This window comes from Hymenobacter sp. DG01, assembly GCF_006352025.1.
Taxonomy (GTDB): Bacteria; Bacteroidota; Bacteroidia; order Cytophagales; family Hymenobacteraceae; genus Hymenobacter.
In genome coordinates, this window is sequence record NZ_CP040936.1 from 886,117 (window position 1) to 900,048 (window position 13,932).

14 protein-coding genes are annotated in these 13,932 nt (G+C 61.9%); 6 read left to right on the forward strand and 8 right to left on the reverse strand.

Going from position 1 to position 13,932, the window contains the following annotated elements; genetic code table 11:
- Position 1: 1 nt before the first annotated feature.
- Positions 2 to 2,104 (reverse strand): alpha-L-arabinofuranosidase C-terminal domain-containing protein, encoded by a 2,103-nt coding sequence (locus FGZ14_RS03695; RefSeq protein ID WP_139921336.1) that lies wholly within the window; start codon positions 2,102 to 2,104, stop codon positions 2 to 4.
- A 342-nt stretch (positions 2,105 to 2,446) separates the two neighbouring features.
- On the opposite strand from FGZ14_RS03695, the gene FGZ14_RS03700 reads away from it, so the two are divergent.
- The 5 genes from FGZ14_RS03700 (at position 2,447) to FGZ14_RS03720 (ending at position 7,168) form a co-directional block, all read left to right on the forward strand.
- A complete protein-coding gene (locus tag FGZ14_RS03700) occupies positions 2,447 to 3,565 on the forward strand; it encodes a LacI family DNA-binding transcriptional regulator (protein WP_139921338.1) in 1,119 nt (372 codons plus the stop codon).
- Positions 3,566 to 3,730: 165 nt separating this feature from the next.
- On the forward strand, positions 3,731 to 4,441 hold the full coding sequence (locus FGZ14_RS03705; protein WP_139921340.1) for a 3'-5' exonuclease: 711 nt from the start codon (positions 3,731 to 3,733) through the stop codon (positions 4,439 to 4,441).
- Positions 4,434 to 6,338, forward strand: a complete 1,905-nt coding sequence (locus tag FGZ14_RS03710; protein ID WP_139921343.1) for a DUF294 nucleotidyltransferase-like domain-containing protein — start codon at positions 4,434 to 4,436, stop codon at positions 6,336 to 6,338. Before FGZ14_RS03705 ends, FGZ14_RS03710 begins: the two co-directional genes overlap by 8 nt.
- 148 nt (positions 6,339 to 6,486) lie before the next feature.
- Positions 6,487 to 6,852: a hypothetical protein gene (locus FGZ14_RS03715; protein ID WP_139921345.1), complete on the forward strand. Its 366-nt coding sequence runs from the start codon at positions 6,487 to 6,489 to the stop codon at positions 6,850 to 6,852.
- Positions 6,853 to 6,952: 100 nt separating this feature from the next.
- Entirely contained in the window at positions 6,953 to 7,168 is a 216-nt protein-coding gene (locus tag FGZ14_RS03720; protein WP_139921347.1) for a hypothetical protein, read from the forward strand.
- Positions 7,169 to 7,237: 69 nt separating this feature from the next.
- Here FGZ14_RS03720 and FGZ14_RS03725 read toward each other — a convergent pair whose 3' ends face one another.
- Genes FGZ14_RS03725 through FGZ14_RS03740 form a run of 4 tightly spaced genes read right to left on the reverse strand, consistent with a single transcriptional unit; the run spans position 7,238 to position 10,391 of the window.
- Positions 7,238 to 8,071, reverse strand: a complete 834-nt coding sequence (locus FGZ14_RS03725; RefSeq protein WP_139921349.1) for a DUF4097 family beta strand repeat-containing protein — start codon at positions 8,069 to 8,071, stop codon at positions 7,238 to 7,240.
- Entirely contained in the window at positions 8,068 to 8,961 is an 894-nt protein-coding gene (locus FGZ14_RS03730; protein ID WP_139921351.1) for a hypothetical protein, read from the reverse strand. The genes FGZ14_RS03725 and FGZ14_RS03730 overlap by 4 nt, the downstream gene beginning before the upstream one ends.
- Positions 8,939 to 9,844, reverse strand: a complete 906-nt coding sequence (locus tag FGZ14_RS03735; RefSeq protein WP_139921353.1) for a zf-HC2 domain-containing protein — start codon at positions 9,842 to 9,844, stop codon at positions 8,939 to 8,941. The genes FGZ14_RS03730 and FGZ14_RS03735 overlap by 23 nt, the downstream gene beginning before the upstream one ends.
- Positions 9,819 to 10,391 carry an RNA polymerase sigma factor gene (locus FGZ14_RS03740; protein WP_308217166.1) on the reverse strand — a complete coding sequence of 191 codons (573 nt, stop codon included), beginning with the start codon at positions 10,389 to 10,391 and terminating at the stop codon, positions 9,819 to 9,821. Before FGZ14_RS03740 ends, FGZ14_RS03735 begins: the two co-directional genes overlap by 26 nt.
- 327 nt (positions 10,392 to 10,718) lie before the next feature.
- Here FGZ14_RS03740 and FGZ14_RS03745 point away from each other — a divergent pair, with 327 nt between their 5' ends.
- Complete coding sequence (locus FGZ14_RS03745) at positions 10,719 to 11,219, forward strand: hypothetical protein (protein ID WP_139921355.1); 501 nt, start codon at positions 10,719 to 10,721, stop codon at positions 11,217 to 11,219.
- 101 nt (positions 11,220 to 11,320) lie between these two features.
- On the opposite strand, the gene FGZ14_RS03750 is transcribed toward FGZ14_RS03745, so the two are convergent.
- The 3 genes from FGZ14_RS03750 to FGZ14_RS03760 form a co-directional block, all read right to left on the reverse strand.
- Complete coding sequence (locus FGZ14_RS03750; protein ID WP_139921357.1) at positions 11,321 to 11,608, reverse strand: amidohydrolase family protein; 288 nt, start codon at positions 11,606 to 11,608, stop codon at positions 11,321 to 11,323.
- Positions 11,577 to 12,758 carry an amidohydrolase gene (locus FGZ14_RS03755; RefSeq protein ID WP_139921360.1) on the reverse strand — a complete coding sequence of 394 codons (1,182 nt, stop codon included), beginning with the start codon at positions 12,756 to 12,758 and terminating at the stop codon, positions 11,577 to 11,579. Before FGZ14_RS03755 ends, FGZ14_RS03750 begins: the two co-directional genes overlap by 32 nt.
- Before the next feature lie 125 nt (positions 12,759 to 12,883).
- On the reverse strand, positions 12,884 to 13,831 hold the full coding sequence (locus FGZ14_RS03760; protein ID WP_139921362.1) for a YihY/virulence factor BrkB family protein: 948 nt from the start codon (positions 13,829 to 13,831) through the stop codon (positions 12,884 to 12,886).
- Positions 13,832 to 13,932: the final 101 nt, after the last annotated feature.

Genomic DNA, 13,932 nt, shown 5'->3' on the forward strand with positions numbered 1-13,932 from the left:
ATTAACGCTTGCCGGGAATGCGCAGCACCGTGAAGGAATTCGGGGCCAGCGTGTAGGTTACATTCGACGATGATACCTTGAACGAAGCCTCCTGCGGGGCAATGTTCAGGGGCTGGTCCAGGCTGTTCACGGCGTTCAGGTCGGGGCTGGACAGTACGGTAGCTTTGCCGGTTTTGCCCAGCTTCTTCACGCCCTGCAGGGCCACCGTCACGGGGCGGGCCTCGGCGGAGTAGTTCACCAGCTTCACCACGATGTCGCCGGTTTTGTCGTCGGCCACGGCGCTGCTGAACAGGTTGTCCTGGCCGTTGCGGGCACCGGCGCTTAGCTGTACGGGCAGCATGGTGGTGCCTTTGTTAAGCGAGAACAGCTTCTGCACGTAGTAGTTGGGGGTGCCGTAGGAGCGCAGGTTATCAAACCAGATCATGTTCGGGGTCCACTGCCAGGCATCTACGTGAGCCAGCATAGGGGCGTACGAGGCCATGGTTACCTTATCGGCGTTGCGTTCCAGCCCGGTCATAAAAGCGGCTTCCGAAATAGCGGTGTCCCAGCTGTTCTTGTTGTCGGGGCTGCCGATGGCAACCGTCTGGGCGGCGTACTCGCCGGCGAAGATTTTGGAGCCGGTGGTGGGGTAGTTGTCGTAGCGGCCGGCGTTCTTCCGGAACCACTCGGGGCTGGCGTAGTAGTGCTCGTCAATCACCTCGGCCTTCAGCTCCCGCAGGCGCTTGGTGGCTTTATCGAACAGGTCGCCATCGGGGGCCGGGCCCGCGCTGGATACGATGTTGATGTTAGGGTACTTGGCCTTCACCGCCTTCATAAACGGCTCGTAGCGCTCCAGGTACTGGGGGCCCCACTGCTCGTTGCCAATACCAATGTACTTGAGGTTGAACGGGGCCGGGTGGCCCATGGCCACGCGCTTGGCGCCCCAGGGGCTGCTGGCCGGGCCGTTGGCAAACTCCACCAGATCCAGCGCGTCCTGAATGAAGGTTTCCAGGGTCGGGTCGTTGTCGTGGCTGTGCGCTTCGGGGGCGCTGGGCCCGGCGGCGGCGGTGCTGGTAACCGGGGCCAGCTCCGAGGAGTTGAACTGGCAGGCCATGCCCACGTTCAGAATCGGTACGGGCTCGGCCCCAATGTCCTCGGAAAGCTGGAAGTATTCAAAGAAGCCCAGCCCGAAGGACTGGTAGTAGTCGGGGGTAGAGCGGTGCTTGAACTCCATGTTCCAGCGGTTAATCAGCGGCACGCGCGCGGCTACGTCGCCGATGGTTTCCTTCCACTGGTAGCGCTCCGAGAGCGTGCGGCCCTCCACGATGCAGCCGCCGGGAAAACGCAGGAAGCCCGGCTGCATGTCTTTGAACAGCTGCACCAGATCGGGGCGCAGGCCGTTTTCGCGCTTGTTCCAGGTGTCCTTCGGGAACAGGGATACCACGTCCAGGTCGAGGGTGCCGGCGCCTTCCATGGTAAGCTTCAGCTGGGCTTTGGCCGCCGTAGCCGTGGGCTTCAGCACCACGGTGTACTTTTTCCATTCCGGGGTAAGCCCCCCGATTTGGGCCTGCGCGAGCACCCGGCCCGCGGTAGCCGCTACGGGGCCGGAGCCCGGCCGGCCTTGCTCTTCCAGCGTCACGTTCAGGCCGCTCACATTGCCCGGGCCCCGGCGCAGGTACACCGAGAAGGTGTACTCCGCCCCCTGCTTGACCCCCATGCCGCGGAAGCCTTCGTTCACAATGCCGGCGTTAGGACTGGCCTGGGCGGCCGTGAGGCGGGCAAAATGGTTGTTGGTGGCGCTGAGGGGCCGGTCGGTGGTGACGGTGTAGGTTTGTAGGGCGGCGGCCCCCAGCAGGGCATTCCAGCCAATAAAATGCTGCCCCTGAATTTCAAACGACTTGTTTTTAACCAGTTCGGGGTAGAGCCCGCCGTCGGCGGCGAAGTTGATGTCCTCGAAGAACAACCCGTACATAATAGGCGAAACTGGCGCCCCAGGCTTGTTCACCTGCACGGTAATGGCGGTTGCGGGCTTGGTCTGGCCCAGGGCGGCTGTCAGGCCAAGAGTACTGCACAGCGCCAGGCCGCTGGCAAGCTGCAGGAGTCGGGTGGGAGAAGAGGTAGGCATGGAGTAAATGAAGTGGGCAGAGGATGGAAGAGGCGGAGTGGAACCCCCAGCCAGGGGGCAAGTAGTGCGGAGCAAGCATTCCGCCGGGCCGGCAGACCACGGGAAACCCGGTACGCAACAGGCACAATCGATTGTGTAAAGTAATAAGAAAAACTTAATAGGTAGGTAGCCTTAGCCGAAATGTATTTTGCCAGCCGGATCAAAGGGTAACAAAGAATGCGGGCCACTTCCTGTCTGATTCCTACGTTGCAAGGCGTAAAACCCGGTAATTGGCCCTGTGCTACCCGTCAAATCCTAAAACGTTCTATCTTTACACAAAGCATTGTGTAGCGCTCCTCCTCTATGGCTCCCCGAAAAAAGCAAGTCGCCGACGTAAATAATACCAGCCCCGTTTCGATGGCTGATCTGGCCCGGGAGCTGGGCGTGTCGATGACGACGATTTCCCGGGCCCTGAGCGACCATCACAGCATTGGGCCCGCCATGAAGCAGAAGGTGCTGAAGCTGGCCAAGAAATACAACTACCAGCCCAACCGCCTAGCTTCCGCCTTGCGCAAAGGCAAAAGCCAGCTGCTGGGCATTGTGGTGCCTTACATCGAAGGCCGGTTTTTTCCGTCGGTGGTACATGGCATTGAAACGGCGGCCAGCAAGGCGGGCTACAACGTCATTATCTGCCAGTCGAACGAGGACGTGGCTCAGGAGCGGCGCAACCTCGATATTCTGCTCAGCGCCCAGGTAGCGGGCATTCTGGTGTCCCTCTCGCGCACCACCCGCGACTTTCGCCACTTCGAGAAAGTGCGCGGGCGCGGGTTGCCCCTGGTGTTTTTTGACCGCGTAGTGGAGGGCGACAATGTAAATGCCGTGGTGCTCGACGACCAGGAAGGGGGCTACCTTTCTACCCGCCACCTCATTGCCCAGGGCTGCCGCCGCATTGCCCACCTGGCCGGGCCCCAGCACCTGAACATCTACCGCAACCGCCGCCAGGGCTACCTCGATGCCCTGCGCGAAGCCGGCCTGCCCGAAGATGAAAGCCTGATTCTTTACTCCGACATGGCCCAGGACCAGGCCGCCGAAGGCCTGCGCCAGCTGCTGGCCACGGCCCGCCCGCCCGACGGCGTGTTTGCCGCCGGCGACTACGCCGCCCTGGGGGCTCTGCAGGAAGCCCAGCGCCAGGGCCTGCGCGTGCCCGAAGACGTTGCTATTTCGGGCTTCAGCAACGAAACCTTCACCACCATTACCCAGCCCCCTATCACCACCGTTGACCAGCGCTGCGAGGAAATGGGGCAGGCCTCAGTGCGGCTGCTGCTGGATTTGATTGAGGCCGATGGCCGCCCCTTCACGCCCCGGCAGGTGGCCCTGCGCCCCGAGCTGCTGGTGCGCCAATCCACCGCCTACTCGGCCGATACCCAAGGCCGCTCCGTGCGCGACCCAGCCCTGAAATTTGTGGGCGACGTGGCGCCGTAGCCGTTGCGCGGCCCGCTGCACAGCAATGGCCGAACGGCTAACGTGTCAGTTCTTCCACGCCGGGCTTACGTCGGCAGCGGGGGGTAGGGGCTGTTGCATGTTTACACCGTAGCTGCTGACTGTTCGGCCCTTGTTCTTAGAGTATTCTGTTTTCACCGTTGCCTGATGGCGCAGGAGTATCTGCTTTTCCTGGACACCGAAACCACCGGGCTGCCGCGGCGCTGGGACCGGCCCTATGCCGAGGAAAAGGAGTGGCCCTGCATTGCTCAGCTAGCCTGGGTAGTGTACACCACGGCGGGTGAGTGGGTGAAGTCGGACCAGGACTACCTGCAGATTCCGGCCGGGCGCATGCCGGCGGCCGCCATTGCCATTCACGGCCTCACGCCGGAATTTTTGCGGGAGCACGGCCAGGAGCCGGCCGCCGTGCTGCGGCGCTTGCTCCAAGATCTGGAAACGTATCATCCGCGCGTTGTTGGGCACTTTTTGCGGTTCGATTTTCACGTGCTGGGCGCTGCTTTCAGTCGGGCCGGCCTGCCCAATCCGCTGCCCGGCCTGCCCCAGTTCTGCACCATGAAGGCTACCTGGCCCCCCTTGTCCGGAGCTCCCCACCACCGGCACCTGCGCCTCCACGAGCTGCACGAACTGCTGTTCGGTAGGCCCATGAACCGCCTCCACGATGCCTACCTTGATGCCGCCGCCACGGCCCGCTGTTTTTTTGAGTTGCAGCGCCGGGGCCTGTTGCCGCCCGCCAAGCTCGCGGGGCAACTGCCCCTATCGGTGCCCGGTGCCCCGGCATCGTTGGCCGCCCTGCGGTGGGTAGGCGTAGTGCTGGGCACCGCCTTACTGTTTCTTTTACTCTGGCTTGCATATGGATAACCGCCTGGCTTTTCTGCGTACCGTTGCCCCGTTCAATCTGCTGCCCGACGATGTGCTGGAAGGCGTGCTGGGGCTGCTGGAGGAAGTACAGCATCCGCGCGAAACCCTGCTCTACCAACAGGATACCTCCAAGGTGCGCAGCCTCGATATTATTGTGGAAGGCGGCTACGAAACGTTTTTCTTCGATAGTGAGCAGCACAAGCGCCTGCCCGAGGTATATGGCCCCGGCACCTGCTACGGGGGCATGTCCATCCTGCTGAATAAAAAACGCTCGTTACGCACGGTAATGGTGCAGAAGGGAACCCGCGTGCTACGCCTGCCCCGCCGCGACTTCCGGGCGTTGTGCCAGGCCTACAAGCCCTTTTTTCATTATTTCACGGCCCGCTACGGGGAGCGGATGCTCAACGAGGAGTTTGCCCACTTCGTGAAGCCGGTGAATCCGCCCGAGCAAAACTTTCTGGTGGCCGACCAGCTGTTTTCGCGCCGCATCAGCACCCTGGAGGCGCGGGAGCTGGTTACCTGCCCCGCCGGGGAGCCCATCTTCGAGGCGGCCCGCCGCATGGCCGCCGCCAAGGTCAGCTGCCTGTTCGTGACCGACGCCGCTACGGGCGCCATCCGGGGCTACTGCACCGATATTACCCTGCGCGACTCCGTCATTGCCCGCTGCCTTGATGCCCGGCGGCCGTTAGGGGAGGTAGCCGCCACGCCGCTGGTGTCCATTTCCCGCGAGGCCTTCGTGTACGAAGCCATTCTGCGCATGTTCCAGACCAAAACCCGCTACCTGCTGGTGGAGCAGGACGGGGAGTACGTGGGCTTTCTGAGCCGTAACAAGCTGCTCAGCGACCTGGCCCAGTCGCCGTTTATGTTTATCCAGGCCGTGAAGCTGGCCCAGGGCACCCAAGAGTTGAAGCGGCGCTGGGAAATGGTGCCCGACATCGTGAACCAGCTGCTGAGCCGCGGGGTAAAGGCCGACATCGTGAACCAGGTCATCAGTACCGTAGCCGATACCATTGCCCTGAAGGTGATTGAGAATGTGCTGGCCGAGCTGGGCCCGGCCCCGGCCAAGTTTGTGTTCATGGTGCTGGGTAGCGAAGGCCGCAAGGAGCAAACCCTGCTCACCGACCAGGACAACGCCATCATTTACGAGGACAAAGCCAACGAGCAGCGCGAGCTGGTGCGCGAGTACTTCCTGCGCTTCGCCACGGCCGTGTCCGACCAGTTGAACCACATCGGGCTGCACTTCTGCTCGGGGGGCTTCATGGCCAAAAATCCCAAATGGACCCACTCCCTTTCGCACTGGAAGCGCAACTACCAGCAGTGGATGAGCGAGTCGAACCCGGAAATGGTAATGCAGTTCGCTACCTTTTTCGACTGCCGCTACCTCTACGGCGAGGCCAGCCTGATGCACGAGCTGCAGGATTTCCTGAGCCAGGAGCTGGCCCAGCCCCTGGAGCGCTTCCTGTTTTTTATGGCCAAAAATGCCCTGCAGTACGAGCCCCCGCTCACCTTCTTCCGCAACATCCGCACCTTCGCCCAGGGCGACCAGCAGGTGTTCGACCTGAAGAAAACCATGGCGCCCATTGTGGACCTGGTGCGGGTGTACGCCCTCAAAAACCAGATTTTCCTGACCAACACCGGCGAGCGGCTGGCCCAGCTGCGGGAGCGGGGCGTGTTCACGGAGAAAGAATACCAGGAGCTGCTGCAGGCCTACTACTACCTCATGGGCATGCGCCTGCAGAAGCAGGCCCGCCAGATCATCAACGACCGTACTACCCCCAGCAACTACATTGACCCTACTACCCTCACGCAGGTGGAGCAGGTCACGCTCAAGGAAATCTTTAAGGTCATCAGCGACTTCCAGCTGAAAATAAAAGTCAGCTTTACCAAGTCGCTGTAACGGCCGGGTTAGCGGGGCGCGGGCAGAAAAATGCGTAAAAATCGCCGCCGGAATCCGGGTTTTAACGGGGGCGGTTTGCGGCTCGGCCGGATATCTTTGCTTTGCACGACTCACATAACCGAACAAGCATCCGGTGCCCTTCCAACCCTTGCATATTGAAGTAACTGGTATGGCGGCTGGCCAGGAGGTAAGCCTGCGCGGAGCGTGCCGCACGCCGGCCGATGCCCGGGACCTGCAGCAATTAATAAGCCGCAACATCTTCGGTGGGGCCAAGCCCCTCTGGATCGACTGTGAGCGGCTGACCTACATTTCGTACGCCGGCCAGCAGGCCGTTTTTCGGCTGGAGCAGCAGGCCCGCGCCGCCCGCGTCCCGATTTATTGGTGCAAGCTGTCGGGGCTGGTAGGCGAGCAGCTGGCCGCTTCGGGCCTGTACCTGCTGCTGCGCAGCCTGCCGGGAGGCGGCTTTTGCGGCGCCGGTTTCTCGTCGGCTGCCTCGGGTGGGCGGGTTGGCTAAGCTCAACAGTATCAGGTAGTAAAAAAACTAAGTTCCAGGATCAGGCAATCTGGCGGGGGCCGGCTTCCCGTATGTACCGGCGCACCATCCTTGATTGCCTATGCATTTCGAAGCACCACCTGCTTCTATGCCAGTGTCGGATCAGCAGGCCTGGGCCAAGCGCCTGCTGCAGGCAGAGTATATTTCTGGTATTAGCCAGGAAGGAGCGCCGTTGGTCACTGCGGCCACCATGCGGCTGTTGCGCCGGTTTGTGATGGGCGAGTTTACGCTGCCCGAGTTTATGGTTCTGCAAAACCAGCGCCTGCGGGGCTGGTAGCTGCGCGGCCTACCCCACAAACCCAAGCGGGGCGCCGGTTGCAGCCAGCAGCCCCGCAACAAAGCCCACTCACTTGGCTTTGCGGATGTAGATGTTGCCGTTGAGCGTTTTCATCAGCAGCTCGGCGCCGCCGCCGTTAATCCGGCCGCTGGTCCAGCTTTCCTGGCTCACGCGGTAGGTGCCGTCTTTGGCGGTGCGGGTTACTTTGGGGGCGCTGTTGTCCACGGCCAGGTCAAAGTCGCTGTAGATGTCGCCCCGGTCCGATTTCAGCTTCAGCGCCGCTTTGGCTTTGGCCGGCAGGGTCACGTCAATCTTGCCGTTTACGCTGGAAAAGGCCATGGGCGCTCCGGTGGTGATGTCGCGGAAGGTGGCTACCACCTCGCCATTAACGGTGTTCAGCACGGCCGAGCCGGCTACGTCTTCGAGGCGGATGGAGCCATTCACGTTGGAGATTTCCAGCTCCCCGGTCACGTTCTGCACCGTAATGTTGCCCTCGTTTACCGTGCCCAGCTGCAGGGAAAACTGGCGGGGCACTTTGATAACGAAATCCACCGGCTGCTGCCACGATTGGGTCCGGACGTACACGTGGTTGTCTTTTTCCTGCGCCGTTACCTCCAGGCCACTTCCCTTAGAGAGGCGTCGCATACCGGCCGGAGCGGCCTCGTCCGACGAGCTGGCTTCGCGGCGGCTGCCGCGGGTGGCCACGTCAATGACCACGTCTTTCCCACTGGTGCCCTCCACCCGAATGGAGCCCCCCACCAGTTTCAGGTGCAGCATACCGGGTTTGCCGGGCGCGCTAAGGGCAACTGTAAGTTGTTCTTTGCTGGCTTGCTGGGCCGCCAGGGGCCGGGCCCAGGCCAGCACGAACAGGGCAAACAGGGCACGAAAAAGTATCTTGTTCATCGGGGTTGCTGTTTGATGGTGACGTTGCCGTTGAGGGTTTCGAAGCGGAAGTCAGTTCCGCCTTTACCCAGCCGCACGGCAGTTTCTTTGCTGAGTTTGTACCGGGTGCCCTGCCCGTCGGGCTGCTGGTGTTGCGTGACGCGGGCGGGTAGCACTTCGGCGGCAGGGAAATCGGTGAACATTTCGCCGTGCATGCTTTTGAAGTAGAGGTCGGCCGACACCGTGACCGGGTAGCTCACCACAATGTTGCCGTTAATGGTATGGTAGGAAGCGGCCTGGGTAGGAGCCGCGGCGTAGCTCACGTCCACGTCGCCGTTCACGGTGTGGGCCAGGGTAGCCTGCCGGGCGTTCCGGATGGTAACTGGCCCGTTCACGTTGCGGGCCTGCAGCGGGCCGCTCACGTCCTGCACCAGCACTTTGCCGCCGTTTACCGTCGAGACGCGCACCTCCATGCCAGCAGGTACTTTCACGGTGTAATCGAACTGATACGCATAGCGCGGCCGCTCCTGGTTGTTCCAGTTGTCCCGGAAGCGGCCCGACTGGTGGCTGCGGTTCGGCCGCGAGTCCTGGGGGCCGGCCACGTACAGCAATACGCTGTCGGCGTGCTGCTCAAAGCCCGCTTGCGCTTCCTTTTTCCCCTGCTCCAGCAGCTCGGCGGTGGGCGCGGTAATGGTTTTGGTGACTTCCACCAGCACCGTGTTGCCGCCGTAGCCCTGCACCGTTACGGAGCCGAAGATGTTGTAGAGAGCCAGGGTGCCGCCGCTGGGGGCGCCGGTCAGGGCAAACTCGCGGGTGATTTTTTCCGTGGCTTCACGGTTCTGGGCGTGCAGTCCGCAGCTGGGTAGCCACAGCAGCAGGCAAATCAGACTAAGTAAGCGTGCGGGTTTCATGATTTGTGGAGGAAGTTGAGGGTGGAGGCGCTTGGTCGCCGGACAGCGTTTCAATGCTTTGCTCAATTTTATCTTTCACCTGCTCGTTCAGGTTGTCTTGCTGCAGCAGCTTGCGCAGGGGGCGCACCGAGCGGCGCTCCTGTAGCCGCACCATCACATCGGCCAGGGCCGACTGCACCAGGGGCGAGTCCTGCCGGGGCAGGGACCGGACCAGGCCCTGGCGCACCACGGGGTCGTGGCTGAGGCCGGCCAGCACCTCCAGGGAGGCCAACCGCACGTTCACGTTGGGGTCCTGATTCAGAGTGCTCAACAGAGCCGCTACCACCCGCTCATTGGTGGGCGCTACTTCCTCGGCGTAGCTCACAGCCCGCAGGCGCTGCACGGCCGAGGGGTTGCTGAGCAGGGCCAGTACCTGGGTGGGCTGGGCCTCCGGGCCGGCCGCAGCGGGCTCAGAAGCAGCCACGGGTTGCCCGGCCCCCATGCCGGCAGCATCGGGGCGGCCCTTCAGCCCATAGCCGGCAACCAGACCTACCAGCAGCAAGGCCAGGCTGTAGGCCAGCCGCAGGCCATAAGCGGGCTGCCACCACGCCCTGATGCGCTCCAATACGCCCGCCACCGACCACCGCTGCCGGCGCTGTTCAGTTGCCTGAAAATCAGCCAGCATGGCGTAAAAGGTGGGCCGTAGCTGCTCGCTGGGCTCGGGCACGGGGAGTTGGCCCATGGTTGACCAGAGGCTTTGCACGGCCGCTAGCTCCTGCTGGCAGCCTGGGCACTCCGCCAGGTGAGCTTCCACGGTTTGGCGTTGGGCGGGGGGTAGGGTGCCGGCCAGCCAGTCCATCAACTCCTCCTGCACGCCTTCACAGTTCACGAACTTTGCTTCCATTTTCCAGTTTGAAATAAATATCCTTGAGGTGGCAGAGGGCCCGGTGCGCGCGCACCTTCACGGCCCCCACCGTAGTATCGAGCAGCTGCGCTATCTGCTCGTATTTCAGCTCCTGAAAGCGGCTCAGCACCAGTACCTCGCGCTGGTCGGGGCTGAGCCGGGCCATGGCCCGGTGGAGCAGGGCTACATCCTGGGCCTGCTGAAGGCTGCCGTCGGCGCTGGGGCCTCCGGCAATTTTCTCGGCCCAGTCGGCTACGTCCTGGTGGTGGAGCGAGGCCTTGTTTTTCTGAGCGGCATCGGCCAGCACGTTGCGCGCCAGGTGGTACATCCAGGTCCGGAATTCGCCCTCCCCCGTGAAGGTGTGGCGGTACTTCAGCATCCGGTAGAATACATTCTGGACCAGGTCTTCGCTGGCCGTGGCGTTGCCGCTGGAGTGGTAGAAAAACGCAAACAGCGGCCGGTGATACCGCTCGAACAGCAGGCCCATCTTCTCGACTTGGCCGGCCTTCACTTGCAGCATGAGCGAGTTGTCAGTAAGCGAGTTCAAGCGCGGAGTCGGTGAGAGGTGGGAGCGAATTCGGCGGTGGAAACTGCGCCTTTTGCGGAAGGTTACAGCTTCCCGGGAAATATTTTTTCCGCTGAGAAGTCTTGACCGCTTGTCAGGCCAGAGCACAAGGCGCAGAGGCGGGTAGGCGGAACGCTAAACTATCAGGCAATGAGGCTGCTACCCACCGTTCAGCGTTGAAGCCGACTATACCGCCGGCCTTCTTACTGGAAAAGCCAATACCTTTTACTGAACTAGCTAATCGGGCGCATCCCGCTCCGCTGTCGAACCGTAGTACCCCAAACCGCCATGCCCTCAACCCTTCTCACTATGCGTCATTCCTACCCTGCGTACCCCGCTGCCCGCGGCAATGTGCTGCTGCTGAGCTGTATGGATTTGCGTCTGCTCGATGACATCGTGCGCTTTATGGAGCACGACAACCTGACGAACCGATACGACCAGTTTATTCTGGCCGGGGCGGCTCTGGGTGCCGTTGTAAATGACCATTGGAACACGGCCTTCTTCGAGCACCTCGATGTGGCCTGCAAGCTGCACAACGTCCGCGACGTGTACATTCTGGAACACCGCAACTGCGGCGCCTATAAGGTATTTCTCGGCGACGAAGGCTCTTTCGACGACTCTCACCAGCACCACGAAAACGAGCTGCACCTGCACAACCGCTACGCCCAGCAGCTGGCCGAGCGCATCCGCAGCTGGAGCCAAACCAGCGGAAACCCGCTGCAGGTGCAGTGCTTCCTGATGGATCTGCGGGGCAATGTGGAACTCCTGGCCGACACTGCTGCCCAGGATGAGGGCAGCGCGGCCGTGTAGCCGCGCCAGACAAACGCACCTCCAAAACGAGGGCTCTATCTCAACTGAGATAGAGCCCTCGTTTTTTCTCTTTGACCAGTCAGCGCTGAGCGCCTACCCCTTTAATTCAGCCCAACCTTGCCTTTCATGGAGTCAAACAGTTTCATGGAGTCAAACCCTACCCCTTGCTTGAAGACCAGCTCCATGCGGCGCACCTGCTGAATATCCTTTTCCGGGTCGCCGTCAATCAAAACCAGATCGGCCTGCTTGCCCGCCTCAATCGTCCCGATTTCCTTGTCGCGGCCCAGGTAGATGGCCCCGTTCAGGGTGCTGATTTTGATGGCCTGCACGGGCGTAAAGCCGGCCTCTACCAGTAGCTCAATCTGGCGGCGGTTGGCGTAGCCGGCAATGGGTGCGGCCCGCGCCGGTGGGGTCGGTGCCGGCTACCAGCAGGCCGCCGGCATCGTAAAACTGCTTTTTCCAGGCCATTTCTTTCTTGAACAGCCGCACACTGGCCGAGTCCTTCTGCTGGTTCTGCTGCCAGGTAAGGGTTTCGCGCTCCTGCAGCTGCGGAATCAGGGCGCTCAGGCCGCCGCCCAGCACCACTTCGCGGCCGGTGTAGGGCTCGAACACGGGTAGGGTAGAAGTAAGGGCAACCTTCTTGCTGATCAGGAAACTCATCAGCTCCTTCATTTCCGGGCTGTTGACGGGCAGCTGCAGCAACGAGCGGCGCCCGGCGGGGTAGTCGGCTACGTCGGGGGCTTTGTTGGGCACGAAATCAGAGCTGGCCATAAAGCCGTGCTCCAGGTTGTCGATGCCGATTTCGGCTGCCTCCCGGTAGGTAATGGAGCAGAGGTGGCCGGTTACCTTGAGCTGGCGGGCATGGGCCTCCCGCACCACGGCGGCCAAGTCGGCGCGGGTGGCGTGCATGTACATCTTGAAGGAAGTACAGCCCTTATTGGCCCAGAAGGCGGTAGTAGCCGCCGCATCCTCGGGGCCTTTAATGGTGTTCAGGGCCGGAATATCGAGGGCGGGCTCCTCCATATAAGGTGCCGTTACGTCCATTTCCGGCCCGATGAGCTTGCCCTCCCGCACCATACGCTGAATAGCCAGGTCGGTCTGGGGCTCGATGCTGCCGGCCGTGCGGATGGTGGTGGCTCCCCCGGCCAGATACAGGCGCGGGAAGGAGTAGGGCATCTGAGCAATGTTGAAATAGCTGCCTGTGGGCATAGTGTAGTACAGGTGCTCGTGCAGCATCACCAGGCCCGGAATCAGGGTTTTGCCAGCGCAGTTTATTACCTGCGCATCGGTGGGCACCTTCACCTTTTTCATGGGGCCTACTTGCACAATGCGCCCCTGCCGGAGCACCACGGTTTGGTGCAGCTGAGCCGGCCGGCCGGTGCCGTCAATCACCTTGGCATCAGTGAGAGCCACAGTAGGGCTGTTTACCTTGATAAATTCCTGCACCTGCGGGGTGAACTTCTGAGCCTGAGCCGGCAGCGCGGCCATGAGCAGAAGAAGGGCGCCTGAAAGCAGGAGCCGGCGGGTAGAAACAGTCATAGGGCAAGAGCGTGAAGGAGCGAAGACCAGCCGGAAGATAAGCGGTTGCGCCGAACCCTTCACCCGCCCCGAGGGGGTAGGCGCCCGGCGGGCCAGGACCGCGTAAGCTACCACAGGCCACTGTGCTATTTCCCTTCCGGCTCGATAATATCTACCAGCCGGTAGCGCACCGCCGATTTTTTGGGCCGGATGTCCATGCCTACATAATGCGCGTAGGCCTTGGTGAAGCACGCCCCGAAGTAGAAAATCATGGCCGAGTAGAACACAAACAGCAGCACCAGCACTATGCTGGAAGCCGGCCCGTAGATGGGTCCCAGGTTGCGCGGCACCAGCAGGTAGCCCAGCAGGTTTTCGCCTAAATCAATCAGAATAGCCGTAACCACCGCTCCGCGCAGCACGGCCCGGGGCGGCACCTTGGCGCTGCTGAGGTTGCGGAAGGTAATGGCGAACCAGGCTACCAGAATCAGGAGGGAAGCCAGCTGGTTGCCCAGCTGAAACAGCACGTAGCCGAAGGTGGCGTCAAAGTCGCGGACGTAGGAGGCCAGCAGGGCCAGGGCCGCGTCGGAGAGAAACGCCAGCATGGAGAGCAGCCCCGTGGCCAGCAGCAGCCCCAGGGAGCGGGCCCGCTCCTTCAGCACTTTGTGGAACCGGTCGGTGTGGCGGCTGGGCCGAATCTGCCAGAGTTGGTTCAGGGAGCTTTGGATGACGCCGAACAGGGTAGTGGCAATGAAAAGCAGAAAGCCGAAGCCCACCCACGTTACCCAGCGGCTGCGCTCTATATTGCTCACATTCTGCAGAATCTGCTCTACTAAGCCGGCCGCCGAGTAGCCCAGCAGGTGCGAGAGTTTGGTGAGCAGCAGCGTCCGGACCTGGGAGGTAGAGTACAGAGAGCCCAGCAGCTGAATCAGGATAATCAGGATGGGCGGCAGGGCAAACGTGGTAAAAAAGGCCGTGGCCGCGCCCAGGCGCAGCGGGTCGTTGGCCCCGAATTCCCGGGCCGCGCGGCGCAGCAGCAGCAGGAAATCTGTCAGGAAGTTGCCTCGGGCTCGGCCCGGCGGGTGTACTTTTGTCATTTCAGATGCGTAGGAACCAGAAACAGATGGCCGGCTCTGGCGCCATCCACGAAGGTAACGCCCCACCCGCGCATCACCCAGCCCTTGTGGCTTTAACTTCT

Excerpts from the sequence above, each read along its gene's own strand:
- FGZ14_RS03695 (WP_139921336.1), bottom strand. The coding sequence starts at position 2,104 with ATGCCTACCTCTTCTCCCACCCGACTCCTGCAGCTTGCCAGCGGCCTG.
- FGZ14_RS03700 (WP_139921338.1), top strand. The coding sequence starts at position 2,447 with ATGGCTCCCCGAAAAAAGCAAGTCGCCGACGTAAATAATACCAGCCCC.
- FGZ14_RS03705 (WP_139921340.1), top strand. The coding sequence starts at position 3,731 with ATGGCGCAGGAGTATCTGCTTTTCCTGGACACCGAAACCACCGGGCTG.
- FGZ14_RS03710 (WP_139921343.1), top strand. The coding sequence starts at position 4,434 with ATGGATAACCGCCTGGCTTTTCTGCGTACCGTTGCCCCGTTCAATCTG.
- FGZ14_RS03720 (WP_139921347.1), top strand. The coding sequence starts at position 6,953 with ATGCATTTCGAAGCACCACCTGCTTCTATGCCAGTGTCGGATCAGCAG.
- FGZ14_RS03725 (WP_139921349.1), bottom strand. The coding sequence starts at position 8,071 with ATGAACAAGATACTTTTTCGTGCCCTGTTTGCCCTGTTCGTGCTGGCC.
- FGZ14_RS03730 (WP_139921351.1), bottom strand. The coding sequence starts at position 8,961 with ATGAAACCCGCACGCTTACTTAGTCTGATTTGCCTGCTGCTGTGGCTA.
- FGZ14_RS03735 (WP_139921353.1), bottom strand. The coding sequence starts at position 9,844 with ATGGAAGCAAAGTTCGTGAACTGTGAAGGCGTGCAGGAGGAGTTGATG.
- FGZ14_RS03745 (WP_139921355.1), top strand. The coding sequence starts at position 10,719 with ATGCGTCATTCCTACCCTGCGTACCCCGCTGCCCGCGGCAATGTGCTG.
- FGZ14_RS03755 (WP_139921360.1), bottom strand. The coding sequence starts at position 12,758 with ATGACTGTTTCTACCCGCCGGCTCCTGCTTTCAGGCGCCCTTCTTCTG.
- FGZ14_RS03760 (WP_139921362.1), bottom strand. The coding sequence starts at position 13,831 with ATGACAAAAGTACACCCGCCGGGCCGAGCCCGAGGCAACTTCCTGACA.